Source organism: Nocardioides panacisoli, assembly GCF_039537325.1.
Classification (GTDB): domain Bacteria; phylum Actinomycetota; class Actinomycetes; order Propionibacteriales; family Nocardioidaceae; genus Nocardioides; species Nocardioides panacisoli.
In genome coordinates, this window is sequence record NZ_BAABAH010000006.1 from 116,086 (window position 1) to 132,685 (window position 16,600).

Genomic DNA, 16,600 nt, shown 5'->3' on the forward strand with positions numbered 1-16,600 from the left:
CCCCATGGGGGTATATTCCCCGTACCGGAAGGAAGCTCCATGCACGTCCCGACCGTCTCCGTCGACGGCGTACCGAACCCGCTCCCCGACGGGCTCGCCGTCGTCGACGTCCGCGAGCCCGCCGAGTGGGAGGCCGGCCACATCGAGGGCGCCCTGCACATCCCGCTCTCCGAGCTCGTCGGCCGGGTCGGCGACCTCCCCGATGCCCGGACGCTGGTGGTCTGCAAGGTGGGCGGTCGCTCCGCGCAGGCCGTGGCCTACCTGGCTCAGCAGGGGTACGACGTCGTGAACCTCGACGGCGGGATGCTCGACTGGCACGGTGCCGGGCGACCGATGGTCAGCGAGACCGGCGGGTCGCCGTACGTCCTCTGACCGTCACCGACCCGCAGCGGAGCCCGTAGCCGTCAGGTCGCAGTTCGCGGCGAACCAGTTGCTCGCTCCGGTGATCAGCCGCTGCTCGTCCTTGGTCAGGTCGCCCTCGACCGCGTCGAGCTGCCGGCGGGTGGGGCGGGCCGGGAGACGGAGGATCCGCTTCGCGAGCAGCCGCAGCCCCACCCAGACGTCCTCGGCGATCCCGGGCGGACGCTCCAGGCCCGGCAGTGCCTCGGCCCACGCCCGCATGACCGGCCCCATCTCGGCGGCGATCGCGTCGGCGTCGCCGCTGTAGTCCAGGGCCTCGAGTGCCTGCCGCATCCGGACGTACGGCGCGCAGAACGCGGCGACCGCTGCGGCCGGACCGCCGCTGCCGGTCGAGCTCCCTGCCGGAGCGCCGTCAGAGCCGCGGGAGCCCCCGGAGCCCCCGGAGCCGCCGGAGCCGCCGCACCCGGCGGTGAGGAACACCGCCAGGATCACGCAGACCGTCGCGACCGAGGTGCGCGCAGCACGAGGCGGGGTCATCGCAGGCGACCGCTCACTTCGTGCCGACCTCCCCGGGCTTGCACAGGGCGGCGGCCTCGCTGTTGAACGTGCGCGCGCTGGCCTCGTCGGCGTCGGTGACGCCCGGGAGGTTCTGGGCGCTGCGCAGCCGGCGCATGTCCGCGGCGCTCAGACCGCTCAGGGCGTCGGTGAAGACCTCGAGCCCCGCCGCCGCCTGGTCCGACAGCTCGTCCGGCGCACCGATCCCGGCAAGCTTCTCCAGGTCGCTGCGCACCGCGTCCCACTGCTCGTCGGTGGGTCCACCGGCGCCGGTCGCCGCGAGGCCGTTCAGCGCGTCCTCCCAGGTCGAGCAGAAGTCGGCGACGCTGGCCGCGCTCGTCGTCGCGGCGTCCGTGGGCTGGTCCGAGCCGCCCCCGCACGCGGTGGCCGAGAGCACCACCAGCACCGCCGCGCCGAGCCCGGCGAACGATCGGTGCATCCAGGTCATCCGGCGCTTCCTTCCCCCAAGCCGCCGACCGCTCACCGGCCGACCGCCGCCACCCTAGACGCAGGACGAAACCGGCCGGCCCCCCGTTTCGGGGAGCCGGCCGGTTCGCGGATCAGGCGTCGGTCAGGACGCGCCGGAGTCCGTGGGGACGTCGGTGGGAACGCCGAGCTCGGCCGCGCACTCGGTGCTGGCCCACGTGAAGAACGCCTCGGCCTTCGCCTCGTCGTCGGCGTTGACGCCCGGCAGGCTGTCGCTCTCGCTCTTGAAGTCGTCGTAGGAGCCGTCGTGGACGGCGTCGATGAAGACCTCGAAGCCCTTGCGGTTGTCGTCGCTGATGTCGGAGGGCGTGCCGACGTCGCCGAGCTTGGAGACCGCGTCCTTGAAGTCGTTGAACTGGTCCTCCGTCGGGTCGCCCGACAGGTTCGCCAAGGGGGTGAAGGCGTCCGAGAACGCCTTGCAGAAGTCGTCCTTCGAGGCGCTGGCGGGGGCGTCGTCGGAGCCGCCGCCGCTGTCGTCACCACCGCAGGCGGTGAGCGAGAGCGCGAGCAGGGCCGCGGCCCCGAGGGCAACGACGGGTCGCTTGAGGCTGGTCATGGGCAGATTCCTTTCGGGATGGCACCGACGCGTGCTGCGGTCGGTGTCGAACGCGTGAACCGGCCCGGACCGGTCGACGGAGCCTTCCTACCCAAGCGGCCGCGGAGTATGCACCGCAAGGACATCCGCGCGACGCGCCGCCACGTTCCTCCCTCAGGAGGGGCTGGGGACCGCCGTCGGAGCGCCGGAGGGAACGCTGGCGCACTCCTCGGTCGCCGCCCACTGGACGAACTGCTCGGCCTGGGTCTCCTCGTCCGCGGACACACCCGGGAGGCTGTCGCTGTCGGACTTGGTCACGTCGGCGTAGGACGCGTTGCCGATGGCGTCGACGAACACCTCGAAGCCCTTGCGCTGGTCGGCGCTGACCTCGGCCGGCGTGCCGACCTCGCCCAGGTGCGCCACGGCGTCCTGGAACTTCCCGAAGGCCGTCTCGTCGGGCGTGGTCGTCGACGCGAGCACGTCGAAGACGTCGTTCCAGGCGCCGCAGAAGTCGTCCTTCGAGGCATCGGCCGGCGCGTCCGCCACGTCGCCGCCGGCGTCCGTGCTGTCGCTCGCCGCGCTGGTGCTGTCGCTGCTCCCGGACGAGCTGTCGTCGTCGGAGCCGCCGCAGGCGGTCAGCGAGAGAGCGAGCAGGGCGGCCGCACCGAGGGCGGTAGCAGGTCGCTGGAGGCGGGTCATGCTGTTTCCTTTCGGGAAGGGAGCAGGCGGGCGGCGCAGCGGCCGGCCCGGAGCGACCCACCCAAGCACGGCGCTCCTAACCACCCCAATCGTCGGTCGGCTCCCCCGTGAACGCCCGGGGAGCCGGGCCGTCGACGAGCGTCTGCAGCCGGGCGAGGTACGCCGAGCGCGGCATCTCGACCACGCCGAGGCTCGCGAGGTGCGGGGTCGACCACTGCACGTCGATCAGCCGGGTGTCGGGGTCCGCGTCGTCGCGGAGCAGCTCGACCAGCCGCACCAGCGCCACCTTCGACGCGTCCCGCTCGCGGTGGAACATCGACTCGCCCGCGAACAGCCCGCCGACGCTCACGCCGTAGAGGCCGCCGACGAGACGGCCCTCACGCCACGTCTCGATCGAGTGCGCCCACCCCAGGCGGTGCAGGTCGGCGTACGCCTCCTTGATCCGGCCGTCGATCCAGCCGCCTTCGCGGCCCGGGTCCGCGCAGCCGTCGACGACCTCGGCGAACGCCGTGTCCACCCGGACGTCGAAGTCCCGGAGCGAGCGGCGCAGCGATCGCGAGACGTGCAGCCCGTCGAGGGGCAGCACGCCGCGCTGTCGCGGGCACCACCAGCCGACCCGGGGCGCTCGGAAATCGCCTTTGCGGCGGCCGTGCGGCATGGGGAACAGGCCGGTGCGGTAGGCGGCGAGCAGCGTGCCCGGCGCCAGGTCCGCGCCGAGCGCCACCAGGTCGTCGCCCTGGTCGTCACCGAGCGCGGCCAGCTGCTCGCGGGTGGGCAGCTGCCACGGCGTCGGTGGCGGCTCGATCGGGTTCACCAGACCTCCTCTCTGCATCCAGGGTGCGGCACCCGCTTCGTCCTGCCTGTCAGGATGGCGGGGTGCCGAGCATCAAGCCCAACCTCCGCCGCGGTGTCGCGGTCGAGGCCGCCCGTCAGCTCGCGCCGCGGATGACCGCGTTGGCGCCGGGGCTCACGTCCGCCTTCGTGCGGCAGGCCCTGTCGAGGGCGATCCACGGCGTCGGGCCGCTGCCGGGCGCGGCCGCCGCGGCCGAGGCCCAGCTCCGCGAGCAGCGCGGCCACGTGGACAAGGCGATCCACGAGGTGATCGAGAACCACGTGCGCTACGCCGGCGTCGAGGGGTTCGTCACCAACATCGGTGGACTGGTGACGACCACCATCGTCGCCCCCGCGAACATCACCGGCCTCGCACTGATCCAGTGCCGGATGGTGGCGGGCATCGCGCACCTGCGCGGCTACGACATCGACGACCCGCGGGTCCGCAACGCCGTGCTGGTCACGATGCTCGGGCAGGACAACGTGACCAAGCTGGTGAAGAAGCTGGAGATCCCGGCACCCCCGATGGCGATCGCGACCGCGCCCGAGCACGACCCGACCCTGGACCAGACGATCTCCAACGCCGTCGCGCAGGACCTGGTCGGCCAGGTGATCGGCAAGCGCCTGGCGTCGACGATCGGCCGCCGGGTCCCGCTGGTCGGCGGAGTGGTCGGCGCCGCGGCCGACGGCTTCGACACCTGGAAGGTCGGCCGCTACGCCGACCGGGAGCTCCTGCCCCGCACCCTGCGGTAGACCCGCAGCAGCAGCTGGCCGCCGCCCGACGACTCGAGCACGCGGACGATCTTCTTGCGCAGCCGGTAGACGGGCATCAGGTGCGCCCGGTCGAGGGCGGCGCGGGACTCGGCGAGCTCGCGGTGCAGTCCGTCGATCTCCTCGCGCTGCCGCGCGGCCTCCAGCAGCAGCGCCTTGATCGCATCGACGGCCGCCTCGGCGACCTGCTTCTCCCGCGGCCGGTCCGGGTCGGTCCACTTCTCGGGATCCGGCGCGATGCCGCGCAGCTCGTCGAGGTCGCCGACGACGTCGTAGCCGCGGACCTTCAGCTCGTCGATCCACGCGTCCTGCAGCTCGGTCACCCACGGCAGCAGGTCCGGCGGCAGCGAGAGCCGCGGCGAGCCCGTGCGGTGCGACAGGGTGCGGTGCGCCAGCAGCTCGCGCACGAGCGGCCGGTAGTGCACCGGCGGGACGTCCTTGTTGGCGGCGATGTTGATCCGCCGGACCAGGGTCGTCTCCGGCACGCCGAGCGAGGGGTTGGCCCGCTCGGTGTGCAGGTCGAGCTCGACGTCGTCGAGCCCGAAGATCGCGCTGAACCGCTTCCAGAGCACCTCCGGCGCGCCGCCGGGCGGCGGCACGGTCACGACGTGCACCCGCTCCGGAGGGAGACCGCCGCCCCACCGGTCGAGGATGTCGGGGACCTCCTGCACGCCCCAGAACCAGGACGGGATCCGGCCCTCCCGCGCGGGGTCCTGCAGCCGCTCGAGGAACTGCTCGTAGCTGAGCGCCGCGCGGTGCTTGACGTTCTCCTGCCACTCGGCGGGGATCTGCCGGATCAGGTCCCGCGCCGAGAGCACGAGGTGCACCTCGGTCGTGGCCGGGTCACCGAGGGAGGCGAGCGCGCGTCCGGCCTGGGACCGGCTGGCCGTGGCGAGGATCTCGTGGCTGATGATCGACGTGCCGTCGTGCGCGCGGACGGCGTGGGCGAGGTCGTCCCAGGCGCCGACGGCCTCGTGCTCGAGGCCGCCCCAGGGCAGCCGCATCAGGTCGAGGGCACCGAGGAAGTGCGCGTCGAACCGGCGGCCGGGGTAGAGGATGCCCGACTCCTCGAGCACGCGCTGGTTGTGGAACAGCACGTCCTGGAGGTACGACGTCCCCGTCTTGGGGGTGCCGACGTGGAGCAGGACCTTCTTGCTCACGGTGCTCCTTCTGCCACGCGGACCGGATCGAGCAACAGCCGCGTCGCCAGCGCGAGCACGTCGTCCTCCGGCGGATCGCCCCCCACGGTTCCCGTCGCGCGCTGCCCGAGCAGCTGGTCCAGGTCGCCGAGGACAGCGTATCCACCGGCGGACAGCGCATCGCGCATCCGGTCGGCACGCTCGGCGACCCACCCCCACCGCTCCTCCGGTACGACGACCGGCGGGCCGCCGGTCCCTGCGAGGCGCGGCAGCAGCACCTCCCGCAGCAGCGTGCTCCGGCGGCGCGGCCGGACCAGCACCCCGAGCGAGGCCCCCACCCGGCGGGCCAGGTCGGCGGCGGCACCCCCGACGACCGGCGGGCCGGCGACCCGACGTACGCCCAGCTCTCCCGGCAGCGCGGCGGGGTCCAGCACCACGGTCACCCGCTCGGCCCCGATCCGCGCCGCCCAGTTGCGGGCCGGGGTCACCAGGTCGGCCCGCGGCGGCAACCGGTCGGCACGGGCCAGCCCCGCCAGCCACTCCGACCACCCGGCGCCGCCCTCGTCGAACGCCCGCGCCGTCCAGGCGAGGCCGATCATCGCGGGGAGGTCGGCGCCGAGGACGTAGGCCCGGCGCGGGTCCGGGCGCGGTCCCCGCCCGACCCGGGCCAGGCTCTCGACGGCCGGCTCGACCAGCCAGGGGTGCCCGACCAGGGCGTACCGCGGGGCCCACGGCCGCCGCGCCCTGTTGCCGACCCGGCTCGAACTTTCCCTCCAGGAGCGCCGATCCGGCTCGAGGGCCGAGCCGGGTCGGCGGCTGGCCGCGAGGTCCTCGGCGAGCAGGCCCGCGGCGACGCGCAGCAGCTCGGCCGCGGGGAGGTCGGCGGGGTCGACGGGTCGCGGGCCGAACCGCGGCTCGGTGCCGCCGCCGGCCAGCAGCAGGTCCGGCGTGCCGCGACCGGGCGCGCTCGCGGCGAGGACCCGCTCGGCGAGCCGCGCATCGGTCCCGCGGCCGGAGCGGAGGCTCTCGAGGTTGATCCGCCGGAGCAGCTCCAGCTGCTGGGCGCCGGGCAGCCACGGCCCGTTCTCCTCGCCCTCGCCGGTCCACGCCGACCACGGCGTGGTCGACCCGGAGCGCAGCGCAGCCACCCAGCCCCACGCCCGACGCACTCCGTCCATGACGGTCCAGTCTGCCGCAGGGGTGCCCCACCACCGGACCCGGCGGCCCGGCGGGGCGGTAATCTGCAGCGTCATCTCGCGGAGGGAAGGATGAGCGTGGGGAATCCGGTCGTCGTCCTCCACGTCGGCGCGATGAAGACCGGCACGACGTACATCCAGAACAAGGTGCTCGCCAACCGCGACGCACTCGCCGAGCAGGGCGTGGACTTCGCCGGGCGCCGCTGGCGCGACCAGGTCAGCGCGGTGCAGGACCTGCTCTCGCTGGCCCAGCACGACCCCGAGGTCGAGCAGCGCAGCGACGACGCGTGGGCCCGGATGGTCGGGCACTTCCGGCAGGTCGACGCGCGGATGTCCCTGCTGTCGATGGAGTTCCTCAGCTTCGCCGACGAGGCGACCGCCCGACAGGCCGTGGCGTCCCTCGAGGGCCTCGAGGTGCACGTCGTGATCTCCGTCCGCGACACCGCCGCGGTGATGCCGTCGCTGTGGCAGACCTCGATCACGAGCGGCGGGATGGTGCCGTGGCCGCGCTACCAGCAGGTGGTCCGGGCGAGCACCCGCGCGGGCGGCCGGGTGGGGGCCGCGCTCGCGCGGGCAGGGGTGCCGGCGGCAAGGCGGTTCGCCGAGGCGATCGACATCCCGCGGATGGTGCGGGTGTGGACCTCGGTGCTCCCGCCCGAGCGCGTGCACGTGCTGGTCGTGCCCGGCCCGTCGACACCCCGGGACCGGCTCTGGGAGCTCTTCGCGGACATCCTCGGCGTCGACCCCGCCGCCACCCCCGAGCCACCCGAGCACGTCAACGAGTCCCTGGGGCTGCCCTCGGCTGAGCTCGTACGCCGGCTGAACGTCGCCCTGTCGCTGAAGGAGCCGTCCCAGCAGCGGACCCTCAAGGTCGACCTCGCGCGCGACGCGCTCGGACGGCTGCGCCAGGACGAGCGGCGGGCGCGGATCGACCCGTCCACCTTCCGGGCGGCGCTCCGCTGGAACGGGCGGATCCGCGATGCCGTCACCGCGGCCGGCGTACGGGTGCACGGGGACCTCGCCGACCTCCCGACGAAGGCCGACCCGTCCGACTACGACGTCGACGCCGAGCAGGCACCGCCGACCGAGGACGAGCTGCTGAAGGCGGCGCGACACGGCTTCTGGGCCCTGCGCCGGCTGAACAACCGGCTGATCCAGGAGGGTCTGCCCAAGCGCAAGCGCAAGGCCTACCAGGACGCGCTGGCCGCCGCCGCCCCCGGGCGGAAGGCCTGGACGAAGGCCGACGACCCGGTCGCGTCGGCCGTCGAGGACCTCGCCACGCAGACCCGGTCGGCGATCAAGCTCCAGCGCAAGGCCGCCAAGCGGAAGCGCAAGAAGCGCCGGCGCCAGGCCGCCCGCCGCGCCGAGCGCCGGGCCCAGCGCGAGGGCTGAGCGTCCAGGTCACCTCACCACGCGCACGGACGCCGTCGTCGACCGCTTGGCCAGCAGCCCGCTGCCGCCGTACTTGACGACGACCTTGTGCCGTCCGGTCGTGTGGAAGACCGGGAGCGAGAGCTCGACGGTGCCGTCGGCGCCGAGGTCGCCGTCGGCGACGTCGACCCCGCGGACGAGGACGCGGACGGTGCCGCTGACCGGGAGCCCGTCGGGCGCGGCGACCGTGACGGTGACGACGACGCGGTCTTGGCCGACCTCCGGCTTCTTGGGGGACAGGGTCTTCGTCAGCACGACAGGCGCCCTGCGCACCGGCGCGGTCCGCTCGGACGTCGCGGAGGTGTCCGGGTAGCCGGCCGCCGATGCGGTCACCGCCACCCACACCGGACGGCCGATCAGGGACGGGTCGTCGAGCACCAGGGTGTCGGCCGTGGCGCCGGCGATCGGACGCTCGCCGGCGTACCACTGGAACGCGAGGTGGTCCGGGGCGAACGACCACTGACCGTGCGACGCGGTGAGGGTCTGCCCGGCTCGCGGCGTGCCGGTCACCGTCGGCGCCCCCGTGCTCGCGCCGGCACCGGGCCGGACCGGGAAGGTCGCGGGCGTGGTCGCGCCGCCGTCGGCGTACCCGGGTGCGCTCGCGGTGACGTGGACGGCGAGCTGCTCACCGACGTCGGCAGCGGTGGGGGTGTACGACGGCCCGGTCGCACCGGCGATCGGCGTTCCGGACCGCAGCCACTGGTAGCCGAGCGACACGGAGTCCGGGTCCCAGGCTCCGTCGGTCACCGCCAGCTCGTCGCCGACGACCGGGTCGCCGACGATCGTCGGCCGGGTGACCAGGTGGACGGCGCCCTCCTGGACAGCGGCGGTGGGCGCCGAGGTCGCGGTCGCGGGGGTGCAGCCGGTCTTCGAGGCGGTGACGGCGACGGTGATCTCCCGGCCCGCCTCGGCGCTCGTGACCGTGTGCTCCTGGGCGGTCGCACCGGCGATCGGCTGTCCGTCGGCGAACCACTGGTAGCCGAGCGACGCCGGCTCGGGCGCCCACGCGCCCCCGCTCGCCTCGAGGACCTCGCCGACGGCCGGGGTGCCCACGACCACCGCGTCGGACAGGTGCCGGATCGTGCACGGGGCCACGGGATCGCCAGGCTCCGACTCCACCACCGCGGGGGCGAACCCGTCCTCGGTCGCCGTCACCCGCACCGAGATCCGGTGCGTCGCGTCACCGCCGCGCACGTCGTACGTCGTCCCGGTCGCGCCGGCGATCGGCTCGCCGTCGAGGAGCCACTGGTAGTGCAGCGTCACGCCTGCCGGACCCCAGGTGCCCGGCGTGACGGTCAGCGTCCCGTAGGCGACCGGCGTGCCGCTGACCTCCGGCGCCGTGAGGTTGACGACGCGGCAGGTGCCGGGCTCTGCATCGTCGCCGTTCGCGCCCGCGGGGGGTGTCACGGTGCCGCCACAGGTGGCGACCGTGCCGCCGTCCCCGCCGGCGCCGCCGCCACCTGCGGTGCCGGGGGTGCCCCCGCTCCCGGCGGACCCGCCGAGGCCTCCCGAGCCTCCGACGCCACCGCCGATGCCCGGCGCTCCGGCGCCGCCGCTCCCTCCGAGCGTGCCGCCGGAGCCCATCAGGACGCCACCGCTGCCGCCCGCGCGGCCGGCACCTCCCTGACCGCCGGCGCCGCCGCCTGGTGCCCCGGCCCCGCCGTTGCCGCCGCTGCCCCCGGCGCCGCCGCCGATCCCCGCGGCGCCCGAGCCGCCGGTGCCGCTGCCGGCTCCGCCTGACCCGAACACCCAGCCTCCGGCACCGCCTGCACCACCCTGGCCGCCGGCGCCGCCGTCACCACCTGCCGTGCCGAACGCGCCCCTGCCCCCGGCCCCGCCTGCTCCGCCGCCGATCCCCGCACCACCGGTGCCACCGGTCCCGACGACGCTCCCTCCTTCGAGCATGGTGGTGCCGCCCGCCCCGCCGTGGCCCCCCGCTCCGCCGTCGGGGCCGACGATCCCACCGACGCCGCCCGCACCCCCGGCCCCGCCGCCGATGCCGGCACCGCCGGTGCCACCGGTCCCGGACACGGCACCGCCGCTGACGACGAGGATCCCACCCGAGCCGCCGGCACCGCCGGTTCCGGCGTCCCCGCCGTCGGCGCTCGCGGCCTGGCGACCACGTGCGAACGAAGGCACCGGGACGTCCCTGCCGGCGTCGCCGCCGATGCCCGCGCCGCCGCTACCGCCGAAGGCCTGCAGCGAGCCGGTGTGCCCGGCACTGCTGTCGGTGACGGTGAGCGTCGCGCCGGTGATGCGGATGCCGGCGTGCCCGACCGATCCGCGCACGATCAGCGTGTGGCCGCTCAGGTCCAGGGTGACCGTCTTGCCGGACGGGATCACCAGGCCGACGAAGTCGGTGTCGTCGATGTCGCCGTCCAGGGTGACGGTTCCGCCGTCCGATGCCGCGTCGATCGCCTCCTGGAGACCGGAGAGCGTCGAGACCGCCGCGAGGGCGGACACCGCGGGCGCGAGCACGACGAGCCCGGCGGCGACCGCCAGGGTGAGCAGAGCGGACGCGAGCGGGCGGGAGCGGACCACGGCAACCTCCGAGCGGTACGTCGGCGGAGCGGCCGACGGTGAGCAGGAACCCCCCGACCCGAGGCTCAGCCACGGCGCCGGTCACCGGTTGGATCTTTTACTTTCTGCGGTTGCCGGCAACAAGCAGGTCACCCGACCCGGACCCTCCCCACGAGCTCGGGCCGCGCCCGACGGTCCTAGTCCGCAGGCGGGATGTTCTGGTTGAACCGGAACACGTTGTCGGGGTCCCACTGCTTCTTGATCGCGCGCAGCCGCGCGTAGGTGTCCGGCGCGAACGCGCTCGCGACCCGGTGGAGCCCCTCGTCGCCGATGAAGTTGAGGTAGACCGATCCGGTCGTCCACGGCTTCATCGCCGCGGCGACGGACCGGGTCTTCTCGATGTTGGCCTGGTCGAGGCTCGGGTCCGGAGGCCACATCGACAGGTGGTGCAGGTTGAAGGGAGCGTCGCGGTTCCCGAACGCGGTGGCGCCCTCCTCGACCCGCGCGACCGCGCCGCCCCCGGCGACGAGGATCATCTGCGTCATCGGACTGGCCGGCGGGAAGGCGCTTCCGACCCAGGCGTCGACCGCCTCGTCGGGCAGCTCGGCGAGGAAGTCGCCGCTCCAGTAGTTGCGCATCCCCGGCGGGTTGGGGGGTTCGAGCAGCCGCTGCACGGCGACGTACGGCATCGGCTGCACGAGGTCGACCGCGGGCGGTCCGAACTCGATGACCGGCGCCATCACCTCCCGGCCCTTCTCCGGATCGCCCGCGTAGACGACGATCACGCCGACGCAGGGCTGACCACGCGCGGGCTCCGGCACGAAGTCCTCGGGGGGCGCGGTGATCAGCGCGACCCCACCGCCTGCCTCGTCGGGAGCGGTCAGGATGAAGTCCCGCCAGTTGCGGGTGACGTCGGCCGCCATGAAGCCGGGGTAGAGCAGCATGCCGCCGAGCACCACCGGGCCGATCGGGTGCAGCTTCAGGACGAACTCGGTGACGATGCCGAAGTTGCCGCCACCGCCGCGGATCGCCCAGAACAGGTCGGCGTTCTCGGACTCGCTCGCGGTCACGATGTCGCCGCTCGCCGTCACGACCTCGGCCGAGAGGAGGTTGTCGCACGTGAAGCCGAGCTTGCGCTCCAGCCAGCCGCTGCCGCTGCCGAGCGCGAGCCCACCGACCCCGGTGCTCGGCACCCGGCCGCCGGTCACCGCGAGGCCGAGCTCCTGGGTGGCGGCGTCGACGAGGCCCCAGGTCGCACCTCCGCCGACGCGCGCCGCGGCCGCCGCCGGATCGACCTCGACCCGGTCCAGCCCGCGCAGGTCGATGCACACCGCCCCGTCGATCAGGGCGCTCCCGGTGACGCCGTGACCGGCACCGAGGACGGAGAACGGCTCGCCGAGGGCCCGGCAGTCGGCGACGGCCGCGGCGACGTCAGCCGTCGACCCACACCGGAGGATGCGGGACGGACGGCGGTCGATCATGCCGTTGAAGAGCCGCCGGGCCTCGTCGTAGCCCGGTTGGTCGGGGCTGAGAGTGGTGCCGCTGAAGGTCATGGCTCGGTCCTCTTCTCTCGAAGTCCTCACCAGTGTCCGCCGCTCGTCGGGGCTACGCCTGACCACGACGAGGCATGCGGACTGGCCCCGACGGACTGGCCCCAACGGACCAGGGCGTCACGTCGTCGCGAGCGCGCGGACGACGGCCGAAGGGCTCGGCCGGCCGAGGTGACCGGCCATCCAGTGGCTGGTCCCGACGACGCCGGCGAGGTCGACGCCGTGCTCGATGCCGAGCCCGGTGAGGAACCAGACCAGGTCCTCGGTGGCGAGGTTGCCGGTCGCGCTCTTGGCGTAGGGGCAGCCGCCGAGCCCGCCCGCGGAGGCGTCGTACGTCGTCACGCCGGCCTGCAGGCCCGCGTGCACGTTGGCGAGCGCCTGGCCGTAGGTGTCGTGGAAGTGCAGGGCCAGCCGGTCGACGCCGACCCCTGCGTCGGAGAAGGCCGCCACCAGCTGCTTGACGTGACCCGCGGTCGCGACGCCGATGGTGTCGCCGAGGCTCAGCTGCTTCGCACCCAGGTCGAGCAGTCGCGTCCCGGCCCGCACGACCTGCTCGACCGGGACGGCTCCCTCCCACGGGTCGCCGAAGCACATCGAGACGTAGCCGCGGACGTCCAGGCCGGCCTCCAGCGCCCGCGCCATCGTCGGCTCGAACATCTCGAACTGGCTGTCCAGGGTGCGGTTGAGGTTCTTCTGCGCGAACGTCTCGGTCGCCGACGCGAACACCGCGACGTGCCGGAGGCCGAGGTCCAGCGCCCGGTCGAGGCCGCGCTCGTTGGGCACCAGGACCGGCAGCTCACGGGCGCGGTCGCCGAGCTCCGCGATCAGGCCGGTCATCAGCTCGGCGGCGTCGGCGAGCTGCGGCACCCACTTCGGGTGCACGAAGCTGGTCGCCTCGACCACCGGTAGCCCCGCGGCCAGCAGTCGACGTACGAACTCGGCCTTGACGGCCGTCGGCACCGACGTCGCCTCGTTCTGCAGCCCGTCCCGCGGTCCGACCTCGTAGATCGTGACCCGCTCCGGCAGCCCCGGCTCGGGCGCCGTCATCGGCAGTCCGCTCATGTCCCCTCCGTTGATTCGAAAGCCCGTCGGGGTTGAATCGAAGGTCTCTCGAGGTTGATTCGAAGCTCGGTCGACGCCGAATCGAGGATTGGTGCAGACGGATCCTCGATTCGATGCCGATCAACCTTCGATTCAACCCTCATGGACCATCGATTCAACGTGGAAGAGGGGGGCACCGAGGGCGACCTGGCGGCCGACGGTGGCGGTCACGGCCGTGACGAGACCGTCGTACGGCGCCTTCAGCGCGAGCTCCATCTTCATCGCCTCCACCACGCCGAGCACGTCGCCGGCGGCGACGCGATCACCCTCGGCGACACGTACGTCGAGCACGGTGCCGGGCATCGGGGCAGTCACGGTGCCGTCGCCGGCCTCGGCGGCGTGGTCGGCGGCCGGGTCGGGCCGGTCGAAGACGTAGCGCTGGCCGTGGTGCGCCAGCTCGACGCGGTGCTCGTCGGCGATGGCCACGGGGAGCTCGCGGGGAACGGGCCCGAGGGTGACCGAGCCGTCCTCGAACTCCACGACCGCCGGCACGGCCGGGGCACCGATCCGGAAGCCGTCCGCTGCGAACGGACCGCTCGGCACCTGCCGGGCCCGCTGCCACACGTGTGCGGCGAGCTCGCGGGCCGGGCCGCGGTCCGGCGGCTCGAGCGGGTTGCGGTCCAGCCAGGCGGTGTCGATGCCCCCGGGCTCGGTGAACTCCTCGCTCGCGGCCAGCTCCCGCAGGAAGCCGGTGTTCGTCGTGAGCCCCAGGATCGCGGTGCCGTCGAGCGCGGCGATCAGCCGGCGCCGCGCGTGCTCGCGATCGACGCCGTGCGCGATCACCTTGCCGAGCATCGGGTCGAAGGACGTGCTCACGACCTGCCCGGACTCGAGCGCGTGGTCGACCCGTACGTCGGCCTCGGGCCACCGGACCAGCGTCGCCGTGCCCGCCTGGGGCAGGAACCCGGCGTAGGGGTCCTCGGCGTAGACCCGGGCCTCGATCGCGTGCCCGCCACCACCGGTCGGCGGATCGAGACGCTCACCCTCGGCCACCCGCAGCTGCATCTCGACCAGGTCGACGCCGTTGACCAGCTCGGTGACCGGGTGCTCCACCTGGAGGCGGGTGTTCATCTCCAGGAAGTAGAAGTCGCCGGTCTCGGCGTCGAGGAGGAACTCCACGGTGCCGGCGTTGGTGTAGTCGACCGCCCTGGCGAGGTCGACGGCCGCCTCGTGGATCCGCTCGCGCACGTCGTCGTCCAGCGCGGGCGCCGGCGCCTCCTCGATGACCTTCTGGTGCCGCCGCTGCGCCGAGCACTCCCGGGTGCCGAGGTGGATCACGGTCCCGTGGGAGTCGCCGACGACCTGCACCTCGATGTGGCGGCCGCGCTCGACGTACTTCTCGATCAAGAGGGTGTCGTCGCCGAAGGCGGAGGCTGCCTCGCGTCGCGCCGCGGCCGCGGCGTCGGCGTGCTCGGGCGCCGAGCGCACCACGCGCATGCCCTTGCCCCCGCCGCCGGCCGCGGCCTTCACGAGCACCGGGAAGGCGAACGAGGTCGGGTCGTCGTCCACGGAGTACGACGGCACGACCGGTACGCCGGCGCGGACCGCGATGTCGCGCGCCCGGTCCTTGCGGCCCATCACCTCGATCACCTCGGGAGCGGGCCCGATCCAGGTCAGCCCCGCGTCGATGACCGCGCGGGCGAAGCCGGCGTTCTCGGAGAGGAAGCCGTAGCCGGGATGTACGGCGTCCGCGCCGGCCTCGAGCGCCGCGGCGACCTGGGCCGCGGCGTCGAGGAAGTCGGGACGTCCCGGTACGGCGCGGACGCCGAGCCGCTCGGCCGTGCGGGCGATGCGGACCGCGATCTCGCCGCGGTTGGCGATGTAGACAGTGGTGATCATCGCGCTCACATCCTGAAGATGCCGTAGGACGGCTCGGGCACCGGCGCGGCCGCGGTGGCCTCGAGGGCCATGCCGAGCACCCGCCGGGTGTCCGCGGGGTCGATCACGCCGTCGTCCCACAGCCGCGCGGTTGCGTAGTAGGGCGAGCCCTGGGTCTCGTACTGCTCGCGGATGGGCGCCTTGAACTCCTCGTCCTCCTCGCGGCCCGCGACGGTCGCGAGCACGTTGGCGGCCTGGTCGCCGCCCATCACCGAGATGCGGGCGTTCGGCCACATCCAGAGGAACCGGGGGTCGTACGCCCGGCCGCACATGCCGTAGTTGCCGGCGCCGAACGAGCCGCCGATCACCACGGTGAGCTTGGGGACCACCGAGCACGCGACTGCGGTGACCAGCTTGGCGCCGTCGCGGGCGATGCCGCGGTTCTCGTACTCCTTGCCGACCATGAACCCGGTGATGTTCTGCAGGAACAGCAGCGGGATCCCCCGCTGGTTGCACAGCTCGACGAAGTGCGCGCCCTTGAGGGCGGACTCGCTGAACAGGATCCCGTTGTTGGCAACGATCCCCACCTGGTGGCCGTGGATCCGCGCGAAGCCGCAGACGAGCGTCTCGCCGTACAGCTGCTTGAACTCCTGGAGCCGCGACCCGTCGACGATGCGCCGGATCACGTCCCGGACGTCGTACGGCGTCCGCGTGCTCGCCGGCACCACGTCGTAGATCGTCTCCGGGTCCTCCAGCGGCTCCTCGACCTCGCCGAGTCGGCTCAAGCTTGAGCCGACTCGGCGGTCTGCGGCCCGAGCTTCTGCCGGCTCGGCGGGGTTCGGCAGGGTGGCGACGATGTTCCGCAGGATCTGCAGGGCGTGGGCGTCGTCCTCGGCGAGGTGGTCGACCACGCCGGACCGCCGGGCGTGCACGTCGCCGCCACCGAGCTCCTCGGCGGTGACGACCTCACCGGTGGCGGCCTTCACCAGCGGCGGGCCGCCGAGGAAGATCGTGCCCTGGTTCCGCACGATCACGGTCTCGTCGGACATCGCGGGGACGTACGCGCCCCCGGCGGTGCACGACCCCATCACCGCGGCCAGCTGCGGGATCCCCTTCGCCGACATGTTCGCCTGGTTGAAGAAGATCCGGCCGAAGTGCTCCCGGTCGGGGAAGACCTCGTCCTGCATCGGCAGGAACGCGCCGCCGGAGTCGACGAGGTAGAGGCACGGGAGCCGGTTCTCCGCGGCGATCGTCTGCGCGCGCAGGTGCTTCTTGACGGTGATCGGGTAGTAGGTGCCGCCCTTCACCGTCGCGTCGTTGGCGACCACCATGCACGGTCGCCCGTGCACGGTGCCGATCCCGGCGACGACGCCGGCGGACGGTACGGCGTAGAGGTCCTCGGCGCCGGCGCCGTACATCCCGAACGCGGCCAGCGGTGCGACCTCGAGGAACGGGCTGCCCGGGTCGAGCAGCCGGTCCACCCGGTCGCGGGCCAGCAGCTTGCCGCGGTCCGTGTGCTTGCGCCGGGCGGCCTCGCTGCCGCCCTGCCGGACCCGCGCGAGGTGGCCGCGCAGCTCCTCGGTGACCTCCCGGAGCGTCGTCATGGAG

The 16,600-nt window shown here is 73.9% G+C and carries 15 protein-coding genes; 3 read left to right on the forward strand and 12 right to left on the reverse strand.

Annotated elements, in window-relative coordinates; genetic code table 11:
- Positions 1–39 precede the first annotated feature (39 nt).
- Positions 40–372, forward strand: coding sequence for a rhodanese-like domain-containing protein (locus ABD709_RS10665; protein ID WP_344775132.1), 333 nt, complete (start codon positions 40–42; stop codon positions 370–372).
- 3 nt (positions 373–375) lie between these two features.
- Here the strand turns inward: ABD709_RS10665 and ABD709_RS10670 are convergent, their stop codons facing one another.
- The 5 genes from ABD709_RS10670 to aat form a co-directional block, all read right to left on the reverse strand.
- Complete coding sequence (locus tag ABD709_RS10670; RefSeq protein ID WP_344775134.1) at positions 376–897, reverse strand: hypothetical protein; 522 nt, start codon at positions 895–897, stop codon at positions 376–378.
- Between the two features lie 13 nt (positions 898–910).
- Complete coding sequence (locus ABD709_RS10675; protein ID WP_344775136.1) at positions 911–1,363, reverse strand: hypothetical protein; 453 nt, start codon at positions 1,361–1,363, stop codon at positions 911–913.
- Positions 1,364–1,486: 123 nt separating this feature from the next.
- Entirely contained in the window at positions 1,487–1,957 is a 471-nt protein-coding gene (locus tag ABD709_RS10680; protein WP_344775138.1) for a hypothetical protein, read from the reverse strand.
- Between the two features lie 153 nt (positions 1,958–2,110).
- Positions 2,111–2,635, reverse strand: a complete 525-nt coding sequence (locus ABD709_RS10685; RefSeq protein WP_344775140.1) for a hypothetical protein — start codon at positions 2,633–2,635, stop codon at positions 2,111–2,113.
- A 76-nt stretch (positions 2,636–2,711) separates the two neighbouring features.
- The gene (gene aat / locus ABD709_RS10690; RefSeq protein WP_344775142.1) at positions 2,712–3,449 is read right to left on the reverse strand and encodes a leucyl/phenylalanyl-tRNA--protein transferase; all 738 of its coding nucleotides are present in this window, start codon (positions 3,447–3,449) and stop codon (positions 2,712–2,714) included.
- Between the two features lie 62 nt (positions 3,450–3,511).
- On the opposite strand from aat, the gene ABD709_RS10695 reads away from it, so the two are divergent.
- A complete protein-coding gene (locus ABD709_RS10695) occupies positions 3,512–4,219 on the forward strand; it encodes an EcsC family protein (protein ID WP_344775145.1) in 708 nt (235 codons plus the stop codon).
- Here the strand turns inward: ABD709_RS10695 and ABD709_RS10700 are convergent.
- Together ABD709_RS10700 and ABD709_RS10705 are read right to left on the reverse strand one after the other, a co-directional pair.
- Entirely contained in the window at positions 4,180–5,397 is a 1,218-nt protein-coding gene (locus ABD709_RS10700; RefSeq protein ID WP_344775147.1) for a hypothetical protein, read from the reverse strand. The two genes, ABD709_RS10695 and ABD709_RS10700, sit on opposite strands and share 40 nt — an antisense overlap.
- Positions 5,394–6,629: a hypothetical protein gene (locus ABD709_RS10705; protein ID WP_344775149.1), complete on the reverse strand. Its 1,236-nt coding sequence runs from the start codon at positions 6,627–6,629 to the stop codon at positions 5,394–5,396. The genes ABD709_RS10700 and ABD709_RS10705 overlap by 4 nt, the downstream gene beginning before the upstream one ends.
- Before the next feature lie 21 nt (positions 6,630–6,650).
- Between ABD709_RS10705 and ABD709_RS10710 the strand changes: the two genes are divergently transcribed.
- Positions 6,651–7,964: a hypothetical protein gene (locus ABD709_RS10710; RefSeq protein WP_344775151.1), complete on the forward strand. Its 1,314-nt coding sequence runs from the start codon at positions 6,651–6,653 to the stop codon at positions 7,962–7,964.
- Positions 7,965–7,973: 9 nt separating this feature from the next.
- On the opposite strand, the gene ABD709_RS10715 is transcribed toward ABD709_RS10710, so the two are convergent.
- The 5 genes from ABD709_RS10715 to ABD709_RS10735 all read right to left on the reverse strand — a co-directional run bounded on the left by ABD709_RS10715 (position 7,974) and on the right by ABD709_RS10735 (position 16,596).
- Positions 7,974–10,544, reverse strand: coding sequence for a hypothetical protein (locus tag ABD709_RS10715; RefSeq protein WP_344775153.1), 2,571 nt, complete (start codon positions 10,542–10,544; stop codon positions 7,974–7,976).
- Between the two features lie 176 nt (positions 10,545–10,720).
- Positions 10,721–12,076, reverse strand: coding sequence for an FAD-binding oxidoreductase (locus ABD709_RS10720; RefSeq protein WP_344775155.1), 1,356 nt, complete (start codon positions 12,074–12,076; stop codon positions 10,721–10,723).
- 117 nt (positions 12,077–12,193) lie between these two features.
- Positions 12,194–13,135, reverse strand: coding sequence for a hydroxymethylglutaryl-CoA lyase (locus ABD709_RS10725; protein WP_344775157.1), 942 nt, complete (start codon positions 13,133–13,135; stop codon positions 12,194–12,196).
- A 132-nt stretch (positions 13,136–13,267) separates the two neighbouring features.
- Complete coding sequence (locus tag ABD709_RS10730; protein WP_344775159.1) at positions 13,268–15,013, reverse strand: ATP-binding protein; 1,746 nt, start codon at positions 15,011–15,013, stop codon at positions 13,268–13,270.
- Between the two features lie 5 nt (positions 15,014–15,018).
- Entirely contained in the window at positions 15,019–16,596 is a 1,578-nt protein-coding gene (locus ABD709_RS10735) for a carboxyl transferase domain-containing protein (RefSeq protein WP_344775161.1), read from the reverse strand.
- Positions 16,597–16,600: the final 4 nt, after the last annotated feature.